Here is a 21,426-nt window from a genome sequence, read left to right on the forward strand (position 1 = left end):
TTTGCATGACACCTGAGGTCGCGGCCGCCCTGGACCGGGCCAAAGCCGAACTGGCGCAACAGTTCCTGAGCGATCCTGGCGTGGTCGGTGTCGCCAAGGGCTTCCGTAGCCGGGGCGGCGAACTCACCGACGAACCAGTGGCCGTGGTCATGGTGCTGAAGAAACGGCGGGAGGCGTTGATATCCCGGCGACGGCTGCTCCCGAAGACTGTGGAGGTCGACGGGCGAAGCTACGGTGTCGACGTCGTGGAGACCGGCGAGTTCACCTTCTCCGGCACGGCGGCGGGCGCCGGAGTCAGCGACATCGTGGAACGGATACGTCCACCGCTTCAGGGATCCAGTATCGGCAACGCGGTCGACGGCAGTCACGGCACGTTGGGCTGTCTGGTCCGGGACAAGACGGACGGGACGATCTGCGTGCTGTCGGCGAACCATGTCCTGGCGAACTTCGGGCATTCGAGCCTTGGTGAGAACACCGTGCAGCCCAGTGTCAAGGACGGTGGCGGGCCTGCCAACGACACGGTCGCCACCCTCAAGCGGTTCGTCCCGTTGGTCAAGGAGGCCGACGGAGCGAACACAGTGGACGCCGCGATCGCTCAGCTGGCGCCCGATATCGAGGTCGACACGGCGGTGGCCCGTAACCTGATGGCACCCATCTCGCCGACCCATCCCGTGATCGGAATGGCCTTCATCTCCAGCAAGCTCGGCGCGTGTTTCATCGCCAAGATCGACTCGATCCTGCGGAAGCTGGACGTCGAACTGCTGACACCGAATTCGACCGCGCCCGCCGTGGTGGGCAGGCCGATCGAGAAAGTCGGCCGCAGCACGGGATACACGTCGAGCTTCATCCTGGACACCTCGGCCACGGTCGTGGTCAACGGCTACCGGTTCGAGGATCTGGTCTTCGCGCAACGGTTCTCGATGACCGGCGACTCAGGTGCGGTGGTGTGCGAAGGCGGGAACGGCCGGACACCGACACCCATCGACTACGTCGAATGCCGCATGCTCGCGACCTCAGGAACGTACTACGACCTGCCGCTCACTGGCGACAACGACCTCGCGGACAAGGCACGCGACGAGTTCCTCGGCCAGAGCAAGACCGGCAACCTCATCGTCCAGGCGATCTACCTGAACATGGAGCGAGGGATCGAACGGCTGCAAGCCGTCGGCGACGGTACTGCGGAGGAACGCGCCCAGGCACGTCTGTACTACGACCGATATCGGGCGGTTGTCGCATCCGTGCTCGCGGACCCGAACTCCACGGTCGCGCTGAACCAAGGGCATCTCGACGACGTCCGGCACATGTTCGCCGGTCTTTCGCCGGAACTGGTGACCGCGGCGGAAAAGGATGTTCTGTGGGTGTTGTTCGACCAGGTCCTCACGCCCGCTCTCGGCATGAACCGCAGGCAACTGATCACGTATATGGATGATCTTGCGGTCTATAACCGGGTGCGCCTGCATCTGCTGGCAATTCCTGATCTTGAACTGGACGGTTCGTACACGTTCTCGTCCGGCCAAAGATGACCACTGCGGTACGCGGGCATTTGGCCCGCCTGGTCGCAGGTTTGCCCGCGGTATTGCGTGACGCGGTCAGCGGTTTGGTGGAACGACCCGGCAAACAGCTCCGCTCGACCATGCTCACCGCCTGCGCCGGATATGGGTCCGCTGATTCGGACCGGGTAGCCAGGCTTGGCGCGGTGGTCGAATTGGTGCACTTGGCATCCCTGGTGCACGACGACGTGATCGACCGTGCCACGGTCCGCAGGGGGAATCCCGCAGTGCATGTCGTCGTCGGCGCCGACCTGGCGATGCTGGCCGGACTCGCATGTCTCGCGGCGGCTGGCGCCGAAGCCGCCGAACTCGGTGCCGGAGTGAGCATCGCGGTGAGCCGTACTGTCGCCGAACTCAGCCTTGGCGAACTGCTCGACGTGGAGCGCGGTTTCGACACCGAACTGCCCATAGGTGACTATCTGGAGCTGGTCCGGCGCAAAACCGGGTCGCTGTTCCGGCTTTGCTGCCTGCTCGGCGCCGGTGAGGCCCGGCTTGATGACGGAGCCCGGCACGCACTGGCACGGTTCGGCACCGAGTTCGGCATCGCGTTCCAGGTCCTCGACGACTGTCTGGACCTGGCGGCTGCGGATCAGGACAAGCCACGCGGCACCGACCACCTGCTGGGCCTGTTCGGCGCACCGACCCTGTATGCGTTACGCGCGGACTCGTCCGGTGAGCTAGGTCGGCTACTCCTGGCCCCATCGCTGACCGAATCCGACCTGGACACCGTCCGGTCGCTCGTCGCTGCCCGGGGTGGTCTGGCCGCCGCGACACAGCTCGCGACTACCCACTATCAACGCGCTCTGGCCGCATTGGCTGAAACGCCCGCGCATCCGGCCCGCCACGAGCTGCAGGCCATGGCCGAGTCAAGCTGGCAGGGCCGCCAATGAGCCGACAGGTAACGGTGCTCGTCGTGGGCGCCGGCCCGGCCGGCGCGGTGACCGCTGCTGCTTTGGCCCGGCAAGGAGTGCGTACCTTACTTGTCGACCGCGCAACACCCGCGCGATCTGACCATGATCTGCTGCTCAGCGCTCCAGCGTGGCACAGCCTTCGCTCGATTGGCGTGACGGCCTCGAACCAGATGCGTCCGGTCGAGCTGTGGTTCGACGCCGGGACCCGGCATCTGTTGCCCGACGCCGGCTTCACTGTCGAGAGCCGGCTGTCTTTGGAAGCCAGGCTGCTCGCGCACGCGATCGAGTCAGGCGCCGAGTACGTTCGCGGCACCGTGGAATCGTGGGACGGGCACGAGGCGATCATCGACGGGCGCCAGGTTGTGCACGCCGAACATGTCGTCACCGCAGTTGGTGCTGTCCAACAGGGTCGCTCGGCGCACGGTGCGGGGCTCAGCTGTGCTCGGCGGTTCACCGGGGCCGTATCGTCGCGCATCATCCTGCGGCTGCTCACGCCCGACGATTCCGATCCGCGGAGCCAACCGGCGTGTGCCTGGCTCGCTCCTGGTGCTGATGGCGACTACACGGTGGGCGTGACCGTGATGGGCGGTACCGCCGCGTCGCTGGAGCCGGCACGGCTTCTGGACGATGCGCTCGCCGCGCTTGGCATCGCCGAGCCGGGCCGTCCGCTCGGGCCGGTCATCAGTGGACCGGTCAACAGTGGATTCAGCCCGGACCCGGATGCCGGTGATCTCCGCGTCGGCGACGCGGCCGGACTGGTCAACCCGTTCACCGGGGAGGGCATGAGCTCCGCGATCCAAAGTGGCCTGATCGCCGCTCGGTGCATTGCCGCGCACATCGGCGATCCGGCTGCTGCAAGACGTATATACGCTCGCGACCTGAGCGCGACCTTCGTCGGCTATTTCGAGACCGCTCGCCACGCGGCGCGGCGCTATCACCTTGCCTGGCGCGTGCTTGCCGCCAGTGCGGGCAGCGACAGCGCCTTCTTTGTCAAGGGCCGCCGGGCAATCCTGCTGCCGGAAGGACTCTCCGAACTGGCCGGAGCCGAACCGCTGGCTCTGCCAAGTGGCGTAACACCACTGTTGATGCCGTTTCTCTTGGCCTGTGACGAGGTCGCGGTCACCACAGTGCGCCACGAGTGGCCGTTCCTCGCTCGGCTTCTGGTCACCGGCGCAGCCTCGACCGAGTACCGGATCCGGCCCGCAGTCCTCCTTTTCGCCGCCATACTCGCCGATGGAGCCATACCGGCAGCCGGCCACGCCAGCATGGGCGCCGCGATCGAACTGGCTTTCCTCGGCACAATGGCATTACTCGGCTCGGCCGCACCGACGCGCCGCGACCGCGGTGTCGACTGGCAATCGGCCACCTGCGTACTGGCCAGCGATTACCTGCTGAGCCAGGCCTCGCGCCTGGTGGCCGAATTCCACCCGGAGATTTCCTGGGCCTTCGCCGACTGGCTGGCCGAACTGGCCGCGTTGCGGGCCGAATCCCTGACCACCACCGGCTCGGCCGGCGCACGCGACGTGTTCGCGGCCCTTTTCGAATTCCCCCTGCGGATCGGCGCCGAACTCGGCAAGGTCTCACCGGGGACCGGGCAGGCACTGCGCGCGTACGGAACCGTTTTGGGGCATATGTTTCTCCACACTGAGGACATACTCGCCGTCCGCGGCCAACGTACTCGGCTGGACGCCACCTTGAACGCCCTGCTCACGAGCAAGGTCTCGGCCCTTCCCGCACTCCTGCCCGATCGCGTTCTGACCGCGCGGACTCTTCAGCAGGATCCCGATTTGAGGTCGGCGGCGTTGACCGTCACGTCCAAGGAGGCACGAACCGCCTGGCACGCGACGCACGAAGCGACAGCATCGGTGCCCAACTCGGTGTCCCGCCTGATCCTGACGAAATTCGCCGGCACACTGGGCGAGCCCGCTTTACCGTCCTGAATGGAACCGGTTGCGGCGGCTCAGTTCGGCAGCAGGCGCATGGCGCGCAGGGAGATCTCCATGTGGAAGCGGTCGTCCGGATCGTTCAATCTGGGACCGAAGAGCGCTTCCAGCTGGTGGAGGCGATAGCGCACGGTCTGCGGGTGGACGTTGAGGCGCCCGGCGATCTCGGGCGCCGATCCGCTGGTCTCCAGCCAGGCGAGCAGGGTCTCGCTGAGCCGGGCACGCTGCTTGACCGTCAGCCCGGCCAGCGGCTGCAACGTGCGCTCGGCGAGCTCCCTGGCCAGGAATTCGTCGGTGAGTAGCCACAGTGTCGACAAGTGACGTTCGCACCGGATAACCGGTTCGTCCGCAATCAGGCCACGTTGGACAAGGACAAGTGCCCTGCGAGCCAGGCGGAGTGACGTGCGCGCCTCGGAAAGGACCACGGGAGGCCCGATTACAACGCGCCAGCCCGGAAGTTGTTCGTGCAGACAACGAAGTATCTGGCTTTCGGCGTCGACCACCAGGCACGGCTCGGCGGCTTCGAGGTCGTCCAGCACACCTTCGTCGAACGACGGCAGCTCGAACCCGTCGTCGCGGCGTTCCAACGCGACCACGACCACTTTCGCCGGAACTGCCCAGTTCGCGGTCGCGGCGAGGTCGCTCAGCGTCTGCGGCGCGACGGGCGGCTCGGACAGGATGAGCTCGAGCAGGCGTCTGCGTCTGCGTTCCAGCGCGCCGGCCGCCCTGGCCTGTGCGGAGGCGAAACCCTCCAGCGACAGCACGGAGATCTCGTCTATATAGTCGAATATGGCTTCGGCCAGCTGGCAGATCGTCACCACCGGCAGGTTCACCGCCTGGCCGAACTCCGCGATCCGGCGCCATGCCACGCGTGCGCCGATGCGGTACGCGCTTTGCAGTGTGTCCACGCTGCGGCCCTGCGCGACCTCGAGCCTGCCCAAGTGCCGGAACAGTTTCGCGCGGTCGTCGCGTGGTCCGCCCGGATCGGCGAGCCGGTCGATGAACTGCGCGATCGCCTCTTCGACCCCACCGGTCACCACAGGCCCGAACGGGCCTTCCAGCAGGCGCGCATACTCCGGAATGGACCGTCGGATCTCTTGCACCACAGCGACTGCGACCTCGGCGGCGCGCGGCCGGAAGAGGCTCGCGAGCTCGCGGGGCAGGGTCGCCCATATCCTCGCGGTCGAGGCGGGCGTGCGCGGGGGCATCAAGGACCCCAGGTGCGGTAGCGGCGCGGTTGCGGTCCGGCGAGCACCTGTGTCGGTCACGGCGGCATCCTTTTGAGCGGGCAACAGAAACCTGTCGTATCGTCGTTGATATCGCCCAATAGTTATAACTCGCGCACTATATTTTGGCGCAACCTTGGCTGTCAACGGCTCACCAGCTGCTCCATCGGCCTGTGGGCACCATTCGGCCTAACGGGTGCCGGGCTGTCACCCGGATGACAACTTTGTCCACATTGGCTGGCTCTTGGCGGACAGCTATCGGCTGAACGGCCGACAAACCTTTACTCCCCGGTCGGGGTGGCGCATCGGGGTAACAAGCCTGACCTGCGGTTTTCTCAGTCTTGTGACAAGTTTTGTCCCGCGCAAGGGGACATTTAGCTGCCTCTTGTTACGCCTGTGCAACCGAAGTAACCTACTCGCTGGTAGGTCTGCCGTGTGAATCAAAAGCCGGGGCACATGTTCTCGCCGCCCTGCCGGTGAGAGCCTGAGGAGGTAGATAGATAATGAAGTCAATCCGCCTGAGATTTTCCGGGAGACGTTTTGCCGCAGTTGTCGTGACTGCCGCGGTGGCGGCCACGGGACTGTCGGTAGGCAGCGCGCAAGCTGTCGGCACGCTTGGCGTGGTCACCAAGAATCTGACGTACAGGTGTACCTTTCCGCTGGTCGGTGCGCAGGACGTGGCCGCGACGGTCAACATCACCTTCCCGGATTCCGGGACGGCCGGCGCCCGGATCACCCCGGGTGACCTCAACATCACCGCGACATTGAGCGGCGCTATCGTCAACGCATTGCGCGCGTTCCAGACGGCCACCACCGAGGGAACGGCCGTTGCCGATGTCGACATGAGCTATGGCGGCAAGAATTTGACCCTCGGTATTTCGGGTCTTAAAATTGCGAAGCAAAATGTTCCACCGCCCGCCTCGCCGCCGCCCACAATGCCGGTCAGCATCACCGGACCGACGCCGAGTTTTATTGTCTACGAGCCCGGCACGGCGGTCATCAAGGCGGGAACCACCTTTACCGCAAAGGTCGACACCCGTAAGGCGGACGGTACGCCGACCGCGCTCGGTGTGCTTAACGTGCCCTGCACGGTGAAGGCGACCACGCCGGCACAGGATCTGTCGCTCGCGACGATTCCTGTGGGTGGCACCAGCGTGACGCCGCCGGCGACCGGTACGTCGCCGACCGGGCCGATCGACAAGACCCTCGTCTACAGCTGCAATTTCCCGCAGAGCGGCCCGGTGAATGTCAGCGGCCGGATCACCGGCAGCATTCCGGCCACCGGTGCGGTCAACGGCAGGTTGCAGCCGAACCTGTCGATCGCGGCGACTCTGCCCTCATCGGTTGTCGATGTGCTCCGCGCCAACTCCGCCGCGACAGTGTCGGGCAAGGGCGTGGCGGATGCCGACAACGTCTACACCACAACAACTGCGACCCCGATGTCGGTCGGAATCCCCGGCACGGTGCCATCTGTGGCCGTTCCGGCGACCGGTGACCTGACTGCGACCCTCGCACCCGCGGTGCCCAGCATCGCACTCGGTGCGGCGGGCACGCTGGTCATCAGTGCCGGGCAGAACCTGGTCGGCACCTTCACCCCGCTGCTGGCCGACGGAACCCCGACGGCTCTCGGCACGTTCAGTGTCCCCTGCACGCTGAACGCCGGGCAGAACCCGGCGCTCGGCACGATCACCGTCAGCTGATCACAAGACGGCGTGGCCACCTGCGACGTGGCCACGCCGTCGATCTCTGTCCAGGAGTTCTCTTGAAGCGCACAGGTTTGGCGGTCGCACTGGCCGCGTTGACCGTCGCCGGGCTGGCAACGGCAGGCGCGGCCGCGCCCACGCAGCCGGCCAAACCGTTCGTCGAGATCGTCAAAACCTTGCGTGGCACATGTGAGCTCGCACCGATCGGAAACCATGTCGTCACCGCGGAGCTGTCGTTGACGCTGCCGACCACAGTCCCGGTCGGCACCGCGGTGCAGCCCACGGATGTCAAACTCAAAGTCCTGTTCCAGCCGGAGACCGTGACGGCGTTGCGCGAGAAGGAAATCGCCTCGATCGAGGGGATCGCGGGCGTCGGCCTGCAGGCCACCGCCGACGCCAAACCGGTCCTGCTGCCCGCTCGTGGCCTGTTGCCCAAGACAGATCTCCCGGCGACCGGCGAACTCGCGGTCGAACTACCGGCCAAAGTGGACACGAAGATCACCGGCTCGAAGCCGGGCAAGATCACGTTCACGCTCGGCCCGCTGGAGCTGTTGCTGGCTCAGGTGAAGACGTTGGAGGAACCGACCGGCGAGGTGACTCCCGTCGTGTGCGTGCCGGATCCCGCGCAGGACACCGCCGTCGGCTCAGTCAGCGTTCTGCGGCCGACGGCCCAGACGATTGAGCCGTCCACACCACCTTCGTCGTCTTCCAAGCCGTTGGCACCCAACAAGGTCCCGGACATCAAGCAGCGCGCCGACAAACCGCGTATCCAGCAGGAGGAACCGCCCGCGGAGCCGTGCACCGGCGAAATCCCGCCGGGCTCCTACAGCTTCTGGTCCTACTACGACATCTCCGGGCGTTCGGAGATCAAGAAACTGAAGTCCGGGATAAACCTGGGTCCTGGCTACCTCAGCTCCCTGCTGTACTTCTGGTCCGAAGGCGAGTTCGGCGACATCTACTGCGGTGGCGTGTTCGGCGACCTGAGGTGGCCCACCGCGAGCGGCTCCTTCGTCGCCTTCGGCTTCGTGCCCACCACAGCAGACGTGACCGTGATTCCCGTCGGCAAAGCCGAAGGCCGCGTGTACAACGGCGTGTTCACCGGAACTGCCAAAGTCCACTTGCGCCTGAGCAACGTCCGGGTCAACGGCACCAAGCTGCCGGTCGGTCCCAACTGTCAGACCGCGGAACCGGTCGTGCTGAACCTCAAGTCCGTGCTCGGCGAGTGGGACGTCCTCGCCGGCGGCACCATGCAGACCGAGATGACCATCCCGGCCTACTCCGGCTGCGGGGTCACCGACGACCTCGACCCCCTGTTCACCGGCCTGATCAGCGGCCCCGGCAACCTCACGAAACTGACCTTCAGCGCCGCCAACATATGCTTCCCGCCCGAAGAAGAGTGCGCCCCGCCTCTGCAAGGAAGGCGATGACCTGATGACCATGCCTTCGTTTGCCAGTAAGGGGCTTGCCGGGATCCGGGAGGTGGGCCGGCTTTGCTCGTTGGGGCTGGACGTGTTCCGGCTGACCTTCCGGCGGCCGTTTCAGTTCCGGGAGTTCGTGCAGCAGTGCTGGTTCATCGTGTCGGTGACGCTCCTGCCCGCGGCGTTGGTGGCGATTCCGTTCGGTGGCGTGATCGCCTTGCAGCTGGGGTCGTTGACGCGGCAGATCGGGGCGCAGTCGTTCACGGGGTCGGCGAGTGTGCTGGCGATCATCCAGCAGGCGAGCCCGATCATCACTGCTCTTCTTATCGCGGGTGCCGGTGGGTCGGCGATCTGTGCGGACCTGGGATCGCGCAAGATCCGGGAGGAGATCGACGCGATGGAGGCCCTCGCGGTCTCGCCGATCCACCGGCTGGTTGTGCCCCGCGTGTACGCCGCGATCGTGATCTGCGTTCTGCTCAACGGGATTGTGAGCGTTGTCGGGGTGCTGGGCGGCTACTTCTTCAACGTGATTCTGCAAGGCGGCACGCCCGGCGCCTACCTGGCGACGTTCTCGGCGCTCGCGCAGCTGCCGGACCTTTGGATCAGTGAGATCAAGGCCGTGCTGTTCGGGTTCGTGGCCGGGGTGGTCGCCGCATACCGGGGGCTGAATCCCAAGGGCGGGCCGAAGGGCGTCGGCGACGCGGTCAACCAGGCCGTTGTCATCACCTTCCTTCTGCTGTTCTTCCTCAACTTCGTGCTTACCACCATTTATCTGCAGGTCGTTCCGCGGAAGGGGCTGTAGCGATGGTGATGGAGAAGCAGCTCAACGAGGTCGGCAAGCTCGGCGACCAGCTTGCGTTCTATGTCAAGGCTTTGCTGTGGGTTCCGCGGGCCACGCGCCGGTACTACAAGGAGATCATCCGGCTGCTGTCGGAGGTGAGCTTCGGGACCGGTGCGCTCGCGGTGATCGGCGGGACCATCGGCGTGATGGTCGGCATGTCCGTGTTCACGGGCACAGTCGTTGGGCTGCAAGGGTTCTCGGCGCTCAACCAGGTTGGTACGTCGGCCTTCGCGGGGTTCCTGTCGGCGTACTTCAATACGCGGGAGATCGCGCCGCTGGTCGCTGGTCTGGCGCTGTCGGCGACGGTCGGCGCGGGTTTCACCGCGCAGCTGGGCGCCATGCGGATCTCCGAGGAGATCGACGCGCTGGAGACCATGGGCGTGCCGAGCATGCCGTTCCTGGTCACGTCCCGGGTGATCGCCGGATTCATCGCGATCATCCCGCTGTACGTGATCGGCCTGCTCACCTCGTACCTCGCGGCGCGCACGATCACAGTCGAGTTCTACGAACAGTCCGCCGGTACGTACGACCACTACTTCACGCTGTTCCTTCCGCCTGAAGATGTGCTGTGGTCGTTCGTCAAGGTGATCGTGTTCAGTGTGGTTGTCATTCTCGCGCACTGCTACTACGGTTACCGCGCTGCCGGTGGCCCGGCCGGTGTCGGGATGGCGGTAGGCCGTGCGGTGCGATGGTCGATCGTGGCGATCAGCATCCTGGACTTCTTCCTGAGCCTGGCGATCTGGGGCACCGAGACCACGGTGAGGATCGCGGGATGACCGAGGAGCGCTACCAGAAGACCAGCATGCGGTTGCTTGGCTTGGTCTACGTCGTGATCGTGTCGAGTTTCCTGGCGCTGACGGTCGCGATCTACACGGACATGTTCTCCGACGACGCCATGGTCACGTTGCACACCGGCCAGGTCGGCAACCAGATGCAGAGCGACGCCGACGTGAAACTCCGTGGTATCAACGTGGGCCGCGTCCGGTCGGTCAGCAGCAACGGCGACGGGGTCGTGCTCAAACTGGCGATGGACCCGGCCACACTGGACCGGATCCCGAAGAACGTCACCGCACGCCTGCTGCCCAAGACACTGTTCGGCGAGCGGTACGTCAGCCTGACGCTGCCGGACCACCCGGACGGCAAGCTCGGTGCCGGTGACGTGATCAACCACGATCAGTCGGCGGCGACCGTGGAGATGGAACGCGTCTTGAACAACCTGTTGCCGCTGCTGCAGTCCGTGCGCCCGGAGAAACTCTCGGAGATGCTGACGGCGCTGTCGCAGGCGCTCGACGGTCGCGGTGAGAACCTCGGCAAGACACTGGTCCAGGTAGGACAGTACGTCGGTGAGCTGAACCCGCAGATGCCACAGATCAAAGAGGACATCACCCGGTTCGCCGCGGTCGCCGACACCTACGGCGACGCGGCCGACGACTTCATCCAGGCGCTGTCGGACTTCACCGTCACCAGCAAGACCATTGTCTACCAGCGGGATTCCCTGTTCGCGCTGTATGAGACCCTCGGCCGCGCGAGCTCGGACCTGACGACGTTCCTTGGCCAGAACAAGAACACGATCATCTCGCTGGCCGACACCAGCCAGAAGACCCTCGAACTGCTGGCGAAGTACGCCCCCGAGTACGCCTGCCTGCTGACCGCGGTCGCGGACTTCAAACCCAGGGTGGACCTGGCGTTCGCCGACGGCGGTCTGCATGTCAAGGGCCCCTTCGTGTACGACCGCGGCAAGTACATCCCCGGCAAGGACGACCCCGTCTACGACGACAGGCCCGGCCCGACCTGCTACGGCCCCAAGAAGGTGCCTTTCAAGCCGGTCGCCAACACGCAACTGGCGAACTCGCTTGCCGAGGAACAGATGCTGGCCACCGTGCTGGCACCGGCGTTGAAGGTGCAGCCGGCGGAAGTCCCTCAGTGGAGCAGCCTGCTGGTCGGCCCGCTGTTTCGGGGAGCGGAGGTGTCAGCCGGATGAGAAGCATTGTCGCGCCGCTGATCAAACTGGGGATCTTCGCCGTGGTGACGGTCACCTCCACCGGGCTGCTCGGCCTGACCATCGCCAACGTCGACCTGCGGCCGTCGCAGGAGTACTCGGCCAGGTTCGAGGACGTGACGTCCCTGTCGGTCGGCGACGACGTGCGGATCGCCGGGGTACGGGTCGGCCAGGTGGAGACGATCGAACTGGTCGACAAGCGGGTGGCGCACGTCGAGTTCTCCCTCGATGCCCGCCGCAAGCTGCCGGTGTCGGTCACCGCGACCATCAAGTACCGCAACATGATCGGCCAGCGTTACATCTCGCTGGAACGAGGTGTGGGCCCGGTGAACGAGATCCTGCCGCCGGGGTCGGAGATCCCCTTGGAACACACGAAACCGGCGCTCGACCTCACGGTCCTGTTCAACGGTTTCAAGCCGTTGTTCCAGGCGTTGTCGCCGGACGACGTCAACAAGCTGTCCCACGAGATCATCCAGGTCCTGCAGGGTGAAGGCGGCACGGTGGAGAGCCTGCTGCGGCACACCGCGTCCCTGACCTCGACGCTGGCCGACAAGGACAAGGTGATCGGTGAGGTGATCGGCAACCTCAACAACGTCCTGGACACCGTCAACAGCCACAGTGACCAGCTCAGCGGCCTGATCACCACGCTGCAGCAGTTCGTGACCGGGTTCGCCAAGGACCGCCGGCCGATCGGCGAGGCGATCAGCTCGCTCGACGAACTCGCCGGGGCGACGGCCGGTCTGGTCGGGGAGAGCCGGCAACCGCTCAAGGAGAGCATCTCCGCACTCGGCCAGGTGTCCAAGAACCTGGCGGAGAACGACGAAGTCGTGGACTCCGCGCTGCGCAACCTGCCCGGCAAGATGGAGAGCATCGGCCGCACAGTGAGCTACAGCTCCTGGCTGAACGCCTTCCTGTGCTCTGCCAAAGCAAGCCCCGACCCGGGGTTGCCGTTGCCGGCCGGTGGCCCGCGGCCGGTGCTGCGGAGGTGTCTGTGATGAAGTCGTTCCAGGAGCGCAACCAGGTCATGGTCGGGTCGATCAGCATGATCGTGCTGACCCTGATCGGGCTGGCCGCGTTCTACTCCGACGAGCTGCCGATCATCGGCGGCGGCACGACCTACACCGCGCAGTTCAACGAGGCCGCCGGCCTGATCTCGGGGACCGAAGTGCGTGCCGCGGGCGTGAAGATCGGGACGGTCAAGGAAGTCGACCTCGAAGGCGACCACATCCGGGTCCGCTTCCGCGTCAAGGACGCCTGGATCGGTGACCGCAGCACGGTCGCGATCCGGATCAAGACCCTGCTGGGCTCGAAGTACCTGGCGGTCGACCCGCAGGGCACCGCCAAGCAGGACCCGGGCAAGCCGATCCCGATCAGCCGGACGTCCTCGCCGTACGACATCAACGAGGTGTTCGACCAGCTGGCGCACACCGTCAACGAGATCGACACCGGCAAACTCGCGCAGGCACTGGGCACGCTGGCCGACACCTTCCAGGATTCTCCCCAGCAGGTCCGGTCGGCGCTGGAAGGGCTGTCGGCGCTGTCGAAGACGATCTCCTCGCGCGATGAGGAGCTGGCACGGCTGTTCGCCAACACGCAGCAGATCAGCCAGACGTTCGCCGACCGCAACTCCGAGGTGGAGAAACTGCTGTCCGACGGTGGGCTGCTGCTCGGTGAGATCCACAAACGGCGGGACGCGATCAGCTCCCTGCTCGACGGCACGCGGAAACTGTCCGCGGAGCTCACCGGGCTGGTCGCCGACAACACCGCGCAACTGCGGCCCGCGTTGGAGCAGCTGGACCGCGTGAACGCTGTGTTGCAACGCAACCAGGACAACCTGAACAAGAGCCTGGCGATAGCCGGGCCGTACTACCGGATGCTGGGCAACGTGGGCGGCAACGGCAGGTGGATGGACATGTACGTATGCGGCCTCCTCCCGCCGGTCGGCTCGCCACCGGACACCGATCCGAGGGACGGCAGCTGCATGCCGCCGAAGGGGGCGAAATGAGCCGGGGCCTGCGGGCGATGACGATCGTGACCGTGCTGGCGCTCGCGCTGACCGCGGTGACGTACCTGGTCTTCAAGCCGCGCGGCGGAATGCGCGTAACGGCGTACTTCTCCTCGGCCGTCGGACTGTACGAGGGCTCCACGGTGCGAGTCCTCGGTGTGCCGGTCGGGACGGTCGTCGAGGTGACGCCGGCCGGGCGGCAGGTCCGGGCGGAGCTGTCGATCGACTCCGACCGGTGGATCCCCGCGTCTGCCTCGGCCGTGGTGGTCGCACCGAGCCTGGTCAGCGACCGGTTCGTGCAGCTCACACCCGCCTATGCCGGAGGCGCACGGATGGAGTCGGGCGCCACCATCCCGGTCGAACGGACCGTGACCCCGGTCGAGCTGGATGATCTCTACAAGAGCCTGAGCAAGCTGTCGACCGCGCTCGGCCCGGACGGCGCCAACTCCAAGGGCGAGTTCTCCCGGCTGCTGGACGTGATGGCGGCCAACACCAAGGGCAACGGCGCGCTGATCGGCGAGACGATCAAGCAGTTCGCCGACGCGTCCAAGACCCTGGCCGGAGCCAAGGACCAGCTCTTCGGCACGGTCGACGGCCTGCAGCAGTTCACGACCATGCTGGCGCGCAACGACAAGACCGTCGTGCAGTTCACCAAGCAGTTGCGTGAAGTGTCCGCTTCCCTGGCGGCGGAACGCGCGGACCTCGGCGGTGCACTGGCTGAACTCGCGGTCGCCCTGGAACAGGTCCGGGGCTTCATCAAGGACAACCGCAACGCGCTGAAGTCCAACGTGGACAAGCTGACCGGGATCACCAAGGTTCTTGTCGACCAACGGGCTTCGCTTGCCGAGGCACTGGACGTCGCGCCGAACGCGGTCGAGAACCTCAACAACGCGATCAACCCGAAGACGGGCGCGTTGGAGGGACGGGTGAACCTGCCGGAGTTCTACGATCCCGGCTCGATGGTGGCCTGCAACGTCACGCCCCCGACCGGGCCGGTCACATCGTTGTCGCCGGACTGCAAGGAACTCAAGCCCGGCACCGGCGGCCCGCCGCTGCTGTTCCAGCCGATGGGCGAGCAGTACACGTCGGAGGGAGGCGGCTGATGCGGGTTCTCCTGCCTGCCACCGTGCTGGTCTCGGTGCTGCTGGTCTCGGGGTGCGGGGCCGGCGGGTTCAACGGTGTCTACAACCTGCCGCTGCCCGGCGGCGCGGACCTCGGTGATCATCCCTACCGCGTCCGGGTGCAGTTCGCGGACGTGCTCGACCTGGTGCCGCAGGCGGGCGTGAAGGTCAACGACGTGCCGGTCGGCCGGGTCGACCAGATCGACGTGGGCGAGGACGGCTGGACGGCCGAGGTGGTCCTGCTGGTCAACGGCGATGTCGCGTTGCCCGCCAACGCGGCCGCGGCCGTGCGTCAGTCGAGCCTGCTGGGTGAGAAGTTCGTCGAACTGCGCGCGCCCACCATCGAGTCCGCGTCCGGGAAACTCGCCGACAACGCCGTGATCCCACGGGAACGCACCAACCGCAACGCCGAGATCGAAGAGGTCTTCGGGGCGATGTCGATGCTGCTCAACGGCGGTGGCGTCGCCCAGTTCCAGCAGATCGCCCGGGAAGTGAACAACGCACTGGAGGGCAACGAGACCGGCATCAGGTCGCTGCTGTCCAACATGGACAGCTTCATCGGCGAGCTGGACACCCACCGCAACGAGATCACCCGGGCGTTGACCAGCCTGAACCGGTTGGCCGCCACGGTTTCCGCGCAGCGCGGGCGGATCAGCGGTGTGCTGCAGGATCTCGGGCCGGGCCTCGGCGTGCTCACCCAGCAGCGTGAGGAACTGGTCGGGATGCTGAAGTCGCTCGACCACCTGTCGGCGGTGGCCGTGGACACGGTGAAACAGTCCAAGGACGACATCGTCGCGGACCTCAAGGCACTCGCGCCGACCCTGCAGGCGCTGGCCGACGCGGGGGAGAAGCTGCCACAGTCGTTCGAGCTGCTGCTGACCTATCCGTTCACCGATATCGCCGGCCAGGCCATCAAGGGTGACTACTTGAACGCGTTCGTCGAACTGCCACCGCCCTCGTCACCACCCGACCCCGATGCGCCCGCTGTGCCGTTGCGGCCGATGGACGCACCCGTCCTGCCAGGTGGAGGCCGCTGATGCTGACCCGCCGGATCAAGCTCCAGGTGATCATCTTCGTGGTGATCGCCCTGGTCGGCATCAGTTACGTCGGCGCCAGTTACGCCGGTCTGGACCAGCTGTTCGGTGGCCGGGGCATGCTGCTCAAGGTGCGGATGGCCGAGTCGGGCGGGCTGTTCACCAACGCCGAGGTGACCTACCGCGGAGTCCGGGTGGGGCGTGTCGGGCCGATGCATCTGACCGACGACGGCATCGAAGTCGAGCTGCGGATGGAGCCGGACGCGCCGGAGATCCCGGTGGATCTCGACGCCGTGGTCGCCAACCGTTCCGCGGTCGGTGAGCAGTACCTGGACCTGCGGCCCCGCTCGGAGAAAGGGCCCTATCTGGCCGACGGCGCGGTGATCACCGGGGTCAGGACGCCGATGCCGGTGCACACGGTCCTGTCTGATTTGGACAGTCTGATCGCGTCGGTCCCGTTGGACTCGCTGCGGACCGTGGTCGACGAGATGAGCGACGCGTTCCGTGGCCGTGGTGAGGACCTGCAGGTGCTGCTGTCCAACCAGGACTCCTTCATCCAGACCGCGTCCCAGTACCTTCCGCAGACCCAGAAGCTGATCGACGACGGCGGCGCGGTCCTGCTGACCCAGGAGAACCTCGGATCGTCGATCAAGCAGTTCAGTTCCGACGCCCAGCTGTTCGCCGAGCAGCTGCGCAAGTCCGACGGCGACCTGCGCAAGCTGATCACCGTGACGCCCCAGATGTCCAACGAGATCAGCGGGCTGATCCGGGAGTCGGGCACCGGAGTGGGTGTGGTGCTGGCCAATCTGCTGACCCCGGCCCAGGTCTTCTCGACTCGCGGTGCCGCGTTCGAGCAACTGCTCGCTTTGTATCCGCAGGCGGTCAACAACGGCTACCGGGTGATCAACGCCGACGGGACGACGAACCTGGCGTTGACGCTGACCTTCAACAACCCGCCACCATGCCGGCAGGGCTACGAGAGCACGGTGTACCGGCCAGGCAACGACATCTCGCCCGCGCCGTTCAACACCGCCGCGCGGTGTACGTTGCCCAAGGGCAACCCGAGCTTGGTGCGTGGTTCGCAGAACGCGCCGAAGGGCGGGCCGGTGCCGAACGAGCCCACGCTCGTCGCGCTCGCGCCGGTCCAGTCCGGGCCGACATCGCTGACGCAGGTTCTTGGAGGTGGCCGGTGACCCAGAAGGTGTTCGCCATCGCCCTGGTGGTCGCGGCCGCCGCGTTCGCCGGGTGGTTCGGCTGGTCGTGGCTGCGCGCGGCCGATACCGAGGGTTCGTACGCCGAAACACGGCAGGAGGTGTTGCGGGTGGGGGAGCAGGGCATCGCGAACCTGACCACTTTGGACTACCGGCAGATCGACGAGGGCCTCAACCGCTGGGTGGAGTCGTCCACCGGCGCGTTGCGCGACAGCCTGCTGCAGGGCCGCGACGACAGCCGCAAGCAGCTCGAAGCCGGCAAGTCCACGACTGTGGGCAAGGTCGTGGACGCGGCCGTGACCGAGCTCGACCAGAACAGCGCGCAGGTCATCGCCGCTGTGGAGATCACCGTGACACCAGCGGACGGCTCATCGGCGGTCAAGCGCAACAGGTTCGAAGCCGGGCTTGACCGGACGGAGTCCGGCTGGAAGCTCAGCTCGCTGCGCTCGGTCGCGGTGGGTGCGTCATGACCGTGAAGCAGCAAAAGCGTGTTCGCCGGCCCAAAGTCGCCGGCCACAACCGTCCCCGGCCGTCCGCCGCGCCGTCTGAGCCAGATGTGGTGCAGGAGGACCCGCCTGTCGATGAGCCCGACGGCGTCGTCGATGTCGCTGATGACGAGGTTCCGCCCCAGCGTTCCAGGATGCCGTTGGTCCTGGTGATCGCGGCCGCCGTGCTGGCCGGGCTGGGCGTGTTCTTCCTGGTCAAGGCGCAGTCCACGACCGAGCAGGGTGTGGACACGCAGGCGATGACCGAGGTGAACGGGCAGGTCAAGGGCGCGCTGGAGAAGATCTTCTCGTTCAGCTACGACAAGCTCGACGAGTCCACCGCGGCGGCGCGGCAAGTGCTGGCCGGCACTGCGATCAGCGAATACGACAAGCTGATCGAGCAGGTCAAGGCCCAGGCGCCGGCCCAGAAACTCGTCCTGGCCACCAAGGTCACCACCGCGGGCGTGAAGTCGATCGAGGGTGACCGCGCCGAGCTGCTCGTGTTCCTCGACCAGGTCGCCACCCGCGTGGACACCGGCAAGACCAGCGGAAGCGCTGCGGCGTTGAGCGTCACCGCCGAACGCCAGAACGGGGAATGGAAGATCACGGCTCTCGTACCACGATAAAGGCCTCGTGGATGTCTGTCGGGGAGACATCCACGAGGCCTTCATCTTTTTACCACTTGATGGCGAGGGTGAGGCTCAGCGAGTTGTCCGGACCGGGAATCAGTCCGTTCAGTATGCCGGTCGCGAGGTTGCAGTCCTTGAATTGCGGAATGGTGTAGTTCGGTGCGAGCAGGTCGCCGCCTTCAAGCGCGTTGAATTCCGGCGCCGAGTGCAGGTTGATGACGGCCGGGGTGGCTGTGCGGCATTTGTCGCCGACGAACAGCGGTATGCCGAGCGTCTTCACGTCCGACAGCCGGATGTTCACGTGGGCCTGTGAGGTGACCACGCCGTCGACCAGCGTCCCGGTGATCTTCCCGACCTGCTCCATCGTGACGGTCGCGGTGGCGGGGATGAAGCCGATGACCTTGAACTCGCTCTTCACCGGCGGCAGGGTCATGTCGGCGGTGAAGTTGCCGCTCGCTCCGTCGAGGTCGACCACCAGGGAGCCCGGGCCGAGCGGAAGGTCTGAGTTGGTTTTCTTTACATGCGACGTGCCTTTGGTGACGTCGTAGGTGAAGATCGGGTCGGCAGCCGCGGTGCCTGCGCTCAGCAATACGGCAGTCAGAGCGATCGCGCCGATGGCAAGGGGTCTCAGCATTGTCGATCTCCTCGGGGAAAATCGCACTCCTAGGTGGTTCATTCGAATTGAACCTACTCGTGAGTACATTAGCGTTCAATGGAGATCACAACAAGAGTGGGAAATTGTCATACCGGTGAGTGTTCTACTGCTTTGACCTGGCTCGCAGGTGCATTCTTTCGCCCTGTTTGCCGAACAGGCTGAGGATCTCGACCGGCCGGCCGTCCGCGCTGCCGAACCAGTGCGGCAGCCGGGTGTCGAACTCGGCGGCCTCACCCACGCTGAGCACGACATCCTTGTCCGCCAGGAGCATCCGCAGCCGCCCGGACAGCACGTAGAGCCATTCGAAGCCCTCGTGGGTCATCTGTTCCGGCTCGCACCGGGTACCCGGGATGATCATTTTGAACGCCTGAAGCGTGCCCGGATGCCTGGTCAACGGCAGGACAGTGATCGTCCGGCCGTCTCGCTGCTTGAACTGCCGCGGTGCGATGCGCACCCGCGGGTCGCCGACCTCGGGCGCCCCGACAAGCTCGTCGAGCGGAACCTGGTGGGCCTGCGCGATAGGCAGCAGAAGTTCGAGGCTCGGCTTGCGCTGGCCCGACTCCAGCCGGGACAGCGTGCTCTTGGAGATGCCCGTGATCTCCGACAGGTCGGCGAGCGTGACGCCGCGCTCGGACCGGACCCGCTTGAGACGGGGGCCGACGTCGGCAAGTGTGCTGGCGAGGTCCATGCCCCCAGTGTTGCAGAATCAGCAACAAAAGTTGTCACTCCGGCATCGGTGGGCGTTACCTCATGGCATGAACTCATATGACGTAGTAGTAATCGGGGCCGGAGCAGCCGGCCTGAACGCCGCCCTGGTGCTGACCCGGGCCCGCCGATCAGTGGCCATTGTGGACGCTGGCGCACCCCGCAATGCCGCAGCGGCCAACCTGCACGGATTCCTTTCCCGCGACGGCATGCCACCACTCGAACTGCTCGCCGCGGGCCGACGCGAGGTCGCCGGGTACGGCGGCACTTTCATTTCCTCGACGGTCACCGGGATCTCACCGGGATTCGTCGTCGCCCTCGCCGACGGCACACATCTGAAGGCCCGCCGGATCCTGGTCGCCACCGGCCTGCGTGATGTCCTGCCGCCAATCCCTGGCATGCAAGAACTGTGGGGCACCGATGTCGTGGTTTGCCCCTACTGCCACGGTTACGAGGTCGCAGACCGGCCGATCGGCGTGATGGGGCCGCCCGAGAAGGCATTGCTGGTGCGGCAGTGGTCGTCAGACGTGGTCTACTTCGCGCCAACCTCAGACTTCCCCGAGCTGGCGGCACGCGACATCCGGATCGTCGAAGGAACCGTTGCGCGCCTGGTGATCGAGGACTCCCGCCTGCGTGCCGTCGAGATGACCGACGGTCGCCGTATCGCCCGCGAAGCCCTCTTCGCGATGCCCACGTTCGAACCGCGGGACTCGTTCCTGGAATCCCTCGGTTACGCGGCGGCCGAGACAAGCCCTTTCGGACAGACCAACATTCCCGGCCTTTGGGTGGCAGGCAACGTCTCCAACCCCATGGCCACCCTCATCCAAGCCGCCGCCGAGGGCGTCGCTGCGGCCGCCGCCATCAACTCCGACCTGGTCCGCGCCGACACCGACGCAGCCGTTGCCCGAGGCTTCAGCCACGAGATCGAACGCCAGGTCAGCGATCTACGCCCAAAATCCGTGCTCAGCTAGTTGTCCGAGCCCCAGGATGGTCTCGGCGGGACGATGCCCATGATCATTCGGAAGCCCTCGGCGAGCTCGATGGGGCTTTCCGGCATGGTGTCGCTGTAGATCTCGACGGGATCGCCGTTCTCGGCCCGGATGTCGGGATGCCGCCCGAAGCTGACAAAGGTGATCCCGTCGGTGTGATGGGTGAGCTCGACCGGCGTGGGACTGTAGAATTCCAGCAGGACGGCCGTGTTGGGCGCGATCGTGTGTTCGGTTCCCCAAGGCTCGAAACAGAGCCAGAGCGGGTTCTGTTCGGTGCGGAGCAGCAATGTCGTCACCCGGTCGACGCTGCACCCTCAACCGGACTTGAGGTCAAGGCCTCAACGTGAAAGCAGCCAGAACAGCAGGCCGCCGACCAACGCGCCCACCAGCACACCGCCAACAACCTGACCAGTCGTGTGGTCCTTCAAAGCCACCCGGGACCAGCCGATAAGAGCGACCAACCCGCCAGTAAGCCACAGCCACGGGCCGAAAGTCACGGCGAGAACGACCATGCCGCCTGAAGCCACGGCTGAATGCAGCGACACCTTCCACTTCAGGCCGAAGGTGATGGCGAGAGTTGCCAGCAGGCTGACGAAGAAGCTGATCGACATGGCGAGCATCTGGCGGGGTGCGCCGCCCAGGGCGAGGATGACCCAGCCGCCGGTCACCGACGCGAGTGTGGCCAGGAGCGGGACCATCCTGTGTTCGCGGGTTGTCACGTGGTGGTCGTCCCATTTGCCCTGTTTGACGCCGTGCAGGATTACGGCCATGGGGATGAGGGAGCCGGTGATGCTGACGACTGCTCCCCATAACAGGGTGCCGCCGAGTGTGTTGGTGGCGTGAGCGGCGACTGCGAAGGGCAGGCCTAGGACCCAGAGCCATGGGGCCAGCAGTTCGGTGACCAGCCGGGCGAATCTTGTTGTCAGTGCGACGCTCCCTTGGCGGCCGGCATGTCGATCAACATTCCATGGGCGGGGACAATGACGGTGACTGGCCCGGAT

General features: G+C 65.8%; 21 protein-coding genes. 16 read left to right on the forward strand and 5 right to left on the reverse strand.

The window, feature by feature from the left end:
• Positions 1–5: 5 nt before the first annotated feature.
• From JOF56_RS29150 to JOF56_RS29160, 3 genes are read left to right on the forward strand one after another with little or no spacing between them, the layout of a single operon-like run.
• Complete coding sequence (locus tag JOF56_RS29150; protein WP_209642680.1) at positions 6–1,523, forward strand: chymotrypsin family serine protease; 1,518 nt, start codon at positions 6–8, stop codon at positions 1,521–1,523.
• Positions 1,520–2,440, forward strand: a complete 921-nt coding sequence (locus tag JOF56_RS29155) for a polyprenyl synthetase family protein (protein WP_209642681.1) — start codon at positions 1,520–1,522, stop codon at positions 2,438–2,440. The genes JOF56_RS29150 and JOF56_RS29155 overlap by 4 nt, the downstream gene beginning before the upstream one ends.
• Positions 2,437–4,401 (forward strand): NAD(P)/FAD-dependent oxidoreductase, encoded by a 1,965-nt coding sequence (locus JOF56_RS29160; protein ID WP_209642682.1) that lies wholly within the window; start codon positions 2,437–2,439, stop codon positions 4,399–4,401. Before JOF56_RS29155 ends, JOF56_RS29160 begins: the two co-directional genes overlap by 4 nt.
• A 20-nt stretch (positions 4,402–4,421) precedes the next feature.
• Here JOF56_RS29160 and JOF56_RS29165 read toward each other — a convergent pair whose 3' ends face one another.
• On the reverse strand, positions 4,422–5,672 hold the full coding sequence (locus JOF56_RS29165) for a PucR family transcriptional regulator (protein WP_307855306.1): 1,251 nt from the start codon (positions 5,670–5,672) through the stop codon (positions 4,422–4,424).
• 512 nt (positions 5,673–6,184) lie between these two features.
• On the opposite strand from JOF56_RS29165, the gene JOF56_RS29170 reads away from it, so the two are divergent.
• The 12 genes from JOF56_RS29170 to JOF56_RS29225 all read left to right on the forward strand — a co-directional run bounded on the left by JOF56_RS29170 (position 6,185) and on the right by JOF56_RS29225 (position 18,073).
• Positions 6,185–7,330, forward strand: a complete 1,146-nt coding sequence (locus JOF56_RS29170) for a DUF6801 domain-containing protein (RefSeq protein ID WP_209642683.1) — start codon at positions 6,185–6,187, stop codon at positions 7,328–7,330.
• A 62-nt stretch (positions 7,331–7,392) separates the two neighbouring features.
• Entirely contained in the window at positions 7,393–8,760 is a 1,368-nt protein-coding gene (locus tag JOF56_RS29175; protein WP_209642684.1) for a DUF6801 domain-containing protein, read from the forward strand.
• Positions 8,761–8,764: 4 nt separating this feature from the next.
• Complete coding sequence (locus JOF56_RS29180) at positions 8,765–9,553, forward strand: MlaE family ABC transporter permease (RefSeq protein ID WP_209642685.1); 789 nt, start codon at positions 8,765–8,767, stop codon at positions 9,551–9,553.
• 2 nt (positions 9,554–9,555) lie between these two features.
• Complete coding sequence (locus JOF56_RS29185; protein WP_209642686.1) at positions 9,556–10,368, forward strand: MlaE family ABC transporter permease; 813 nt, start codon at positions 9,556–9,558, stop codon at positions 10,366–10,368.
• Entirely contained in the window at positions 10,365–11,573 is a 1,209-nt protein-coding gene (locus tag JOF56_RS29190; RefSeq protein ID WP_209642687.1) for an MCE family protein, read from the forward strand. The genes JOF56_RS29185 and JOF56_RS29190 overlap by 4 nt, the downstream gene beginning before the upstream one ends.
• Positions 11,570–12,586: an MCE family protein gene (locus JOF56_RS29195; protein ID WP_209642688.1), complete on the forward strand. Its 1,017-nt coding sequence runs from the start codon at positions 11,570–11,572 to the stop codon at positions 12,584–12,586. Before JOF56_RS29190 ends, JOF56_RS29195 begins: the two co-directional genes overlap by 4 nt.
• Positions 12,586–13,596 (forward strand): MCE family protein, encoded by a 1,011-nt coding sequence (locus JOF56_RS29200; protein WP_209642689.1) that lies wholly within the window; start codon positions 12,586–12,588, stop codon positions 13,594–13,596. Before JOF56_RS29195 ends, JOF56_RS29200 begins: the two co-directional genes overlap by 1 nt.
• The gene (locus JOF56_RS29205) at positions 13,593–14,699 is read left to right on the forward strand and encodes an MCE family protein (RefSeq protein WP_209642690.1); all 1,107 of its coding nucleotides are present in this window, start codon (positions 13,593–13,595) and stop codon (positions 14,697–14,699) included. Before JOF56_RS29200 ends, JOF56_RS29205 begins: the two co-directional genes overlap by 4 nt.
• Entirely contained in the window at positions 14,699–15,754 is a 1,056-nt protein-coding gene (locus JOF56_RS29210) for an MCE family protein (RefSeq protein ID WP_209642691.1), read from the forward strand. Before JOF56_RS29205 ends, JOF56_RS29210 begins: the two co-directional genes overlap by 1 nt.
• A complete protein-coding gene (locus JOF56_RS29215; protein WP_209642692.1) occupies positions 15,754–16,944 on the forward strand; it encodes an MlaD family protein in 1,191 nt (396 codons plus the stop codon). The genes JOF56_RS29210 and JOF56_RS29215 overlap by 1 nt, the downstream gene beginning before the upstream one ends.
• Complete coding sequence (locus JOF56_RS29220; RefSeq protein WP_209642693.1) at positions 16,941–17,432, forward strand: Rv1363c family protein; 492 nt, start codon at positions 16,941–16,943, stop codon at positions 17,430–17,432. Before JOF56_RS29215 ends, JOF56_RS29220 begins: the two co-directional genes overlap by 4 nt.
• Positions 17,429–18,073, forward strand: a complete 645-nt coding sequence (locus JOF56_RS29225) for a hypothetical protein (RefSeq protein WP_209642694.1) — start codon at positions 17,429–17,431, stop codon at positions 18,071–18,073. Before JOF56_RS29220 ends, JOF56_RS29225 begins: the two co-directional genes overlap by 4 nt.
• 49 nt (positions 18,074–18,122) lie before the next feature.
• On the opposite strand, the gene JOF56_RS29230 is transcribed toward JOF56_RS29225, so the two are convergent.
• Together JOF56_RS29230 and JOF56_RS29235 are read right to left on the reverse strand one after the other, a co-directional pair.
• Entirely contained in the window at positions 18,123–18,710 is a 588-nt protein-coding gene (locus JOF56_RS29230) for a hypothetical protein (protein WP_209642695.1), read from the reverse strand.
• Positions 18,711–18,834: 124 nt separating this feature from the next.
• Entirely contained in the window at positions 18,835–19,419 is a 585-nt protein-coding gene (locus JOF56_RS29235; RefSeq protein ID WP_209642696.1) for a helix-turn-helix domain-containing protein, read from the reverse strand.
• Positions 19,420–19,486: 67 nt separating this feature from the next.
• Between JOF56_RS29235 and JOF56_RS29240 the strand changes: the two genes are divergently transcribed.
• The gene (locus tag JOF56_RS29240; RefSeq protein ID WP_209642697.1) at positions 19,487–20,407 is read left to right on the forward strand and encodes an NAD(P)/FAD-dependent oxidoreductase; all 921 of its coding nucleotides are present in this window, start codon (positions 19,487–19,489) and stop codon (positions 20,405–20,407) included.
• Here JOF56_RS29240 and JOF56_RS29245 read toward each other — a convergent pair.
• Positions 20,404–20,721, reverse strand: a complete 318-nt coding sequence (locus JOF56_RS29245) for a hypothetical protein (protein ID WP_209642698.1) — start codon at positions 20,719–20,721, stop codon at positions 20,404–20,406. The genes JOF56_RS29240 and JOF56_RS29245 overlap by 4 nt on opposite strands.
• Positions 20,722–20,763: 42 nt before the next feature.
• Positions 20,764–21,195 carry a phosphatase PAP2 family protein gene (locus tag JOF56_RS29250; RefSeq protein WP_307855307.1) on the reverse strand — a complete coding sequence of 144 codons (432 nt, stop codon included), beginning with the start codon at positions 21,193–21,195 and terminating at the stop codon, positions 20,764–20,766.
• Between the last annotated feature and the right edge of the window lie 231 nt (positions 21,196–21,426).

Source organism: Kibdelosporangium banguiense, from assembly GCF_017876405.1.
GTDB lineage: Bacteria > Actinomycetota > Actinomycetes > Mycobacteriales > Pseudonocardiaceae > Kibdelosporangium > Kibdelosporangium banguiense.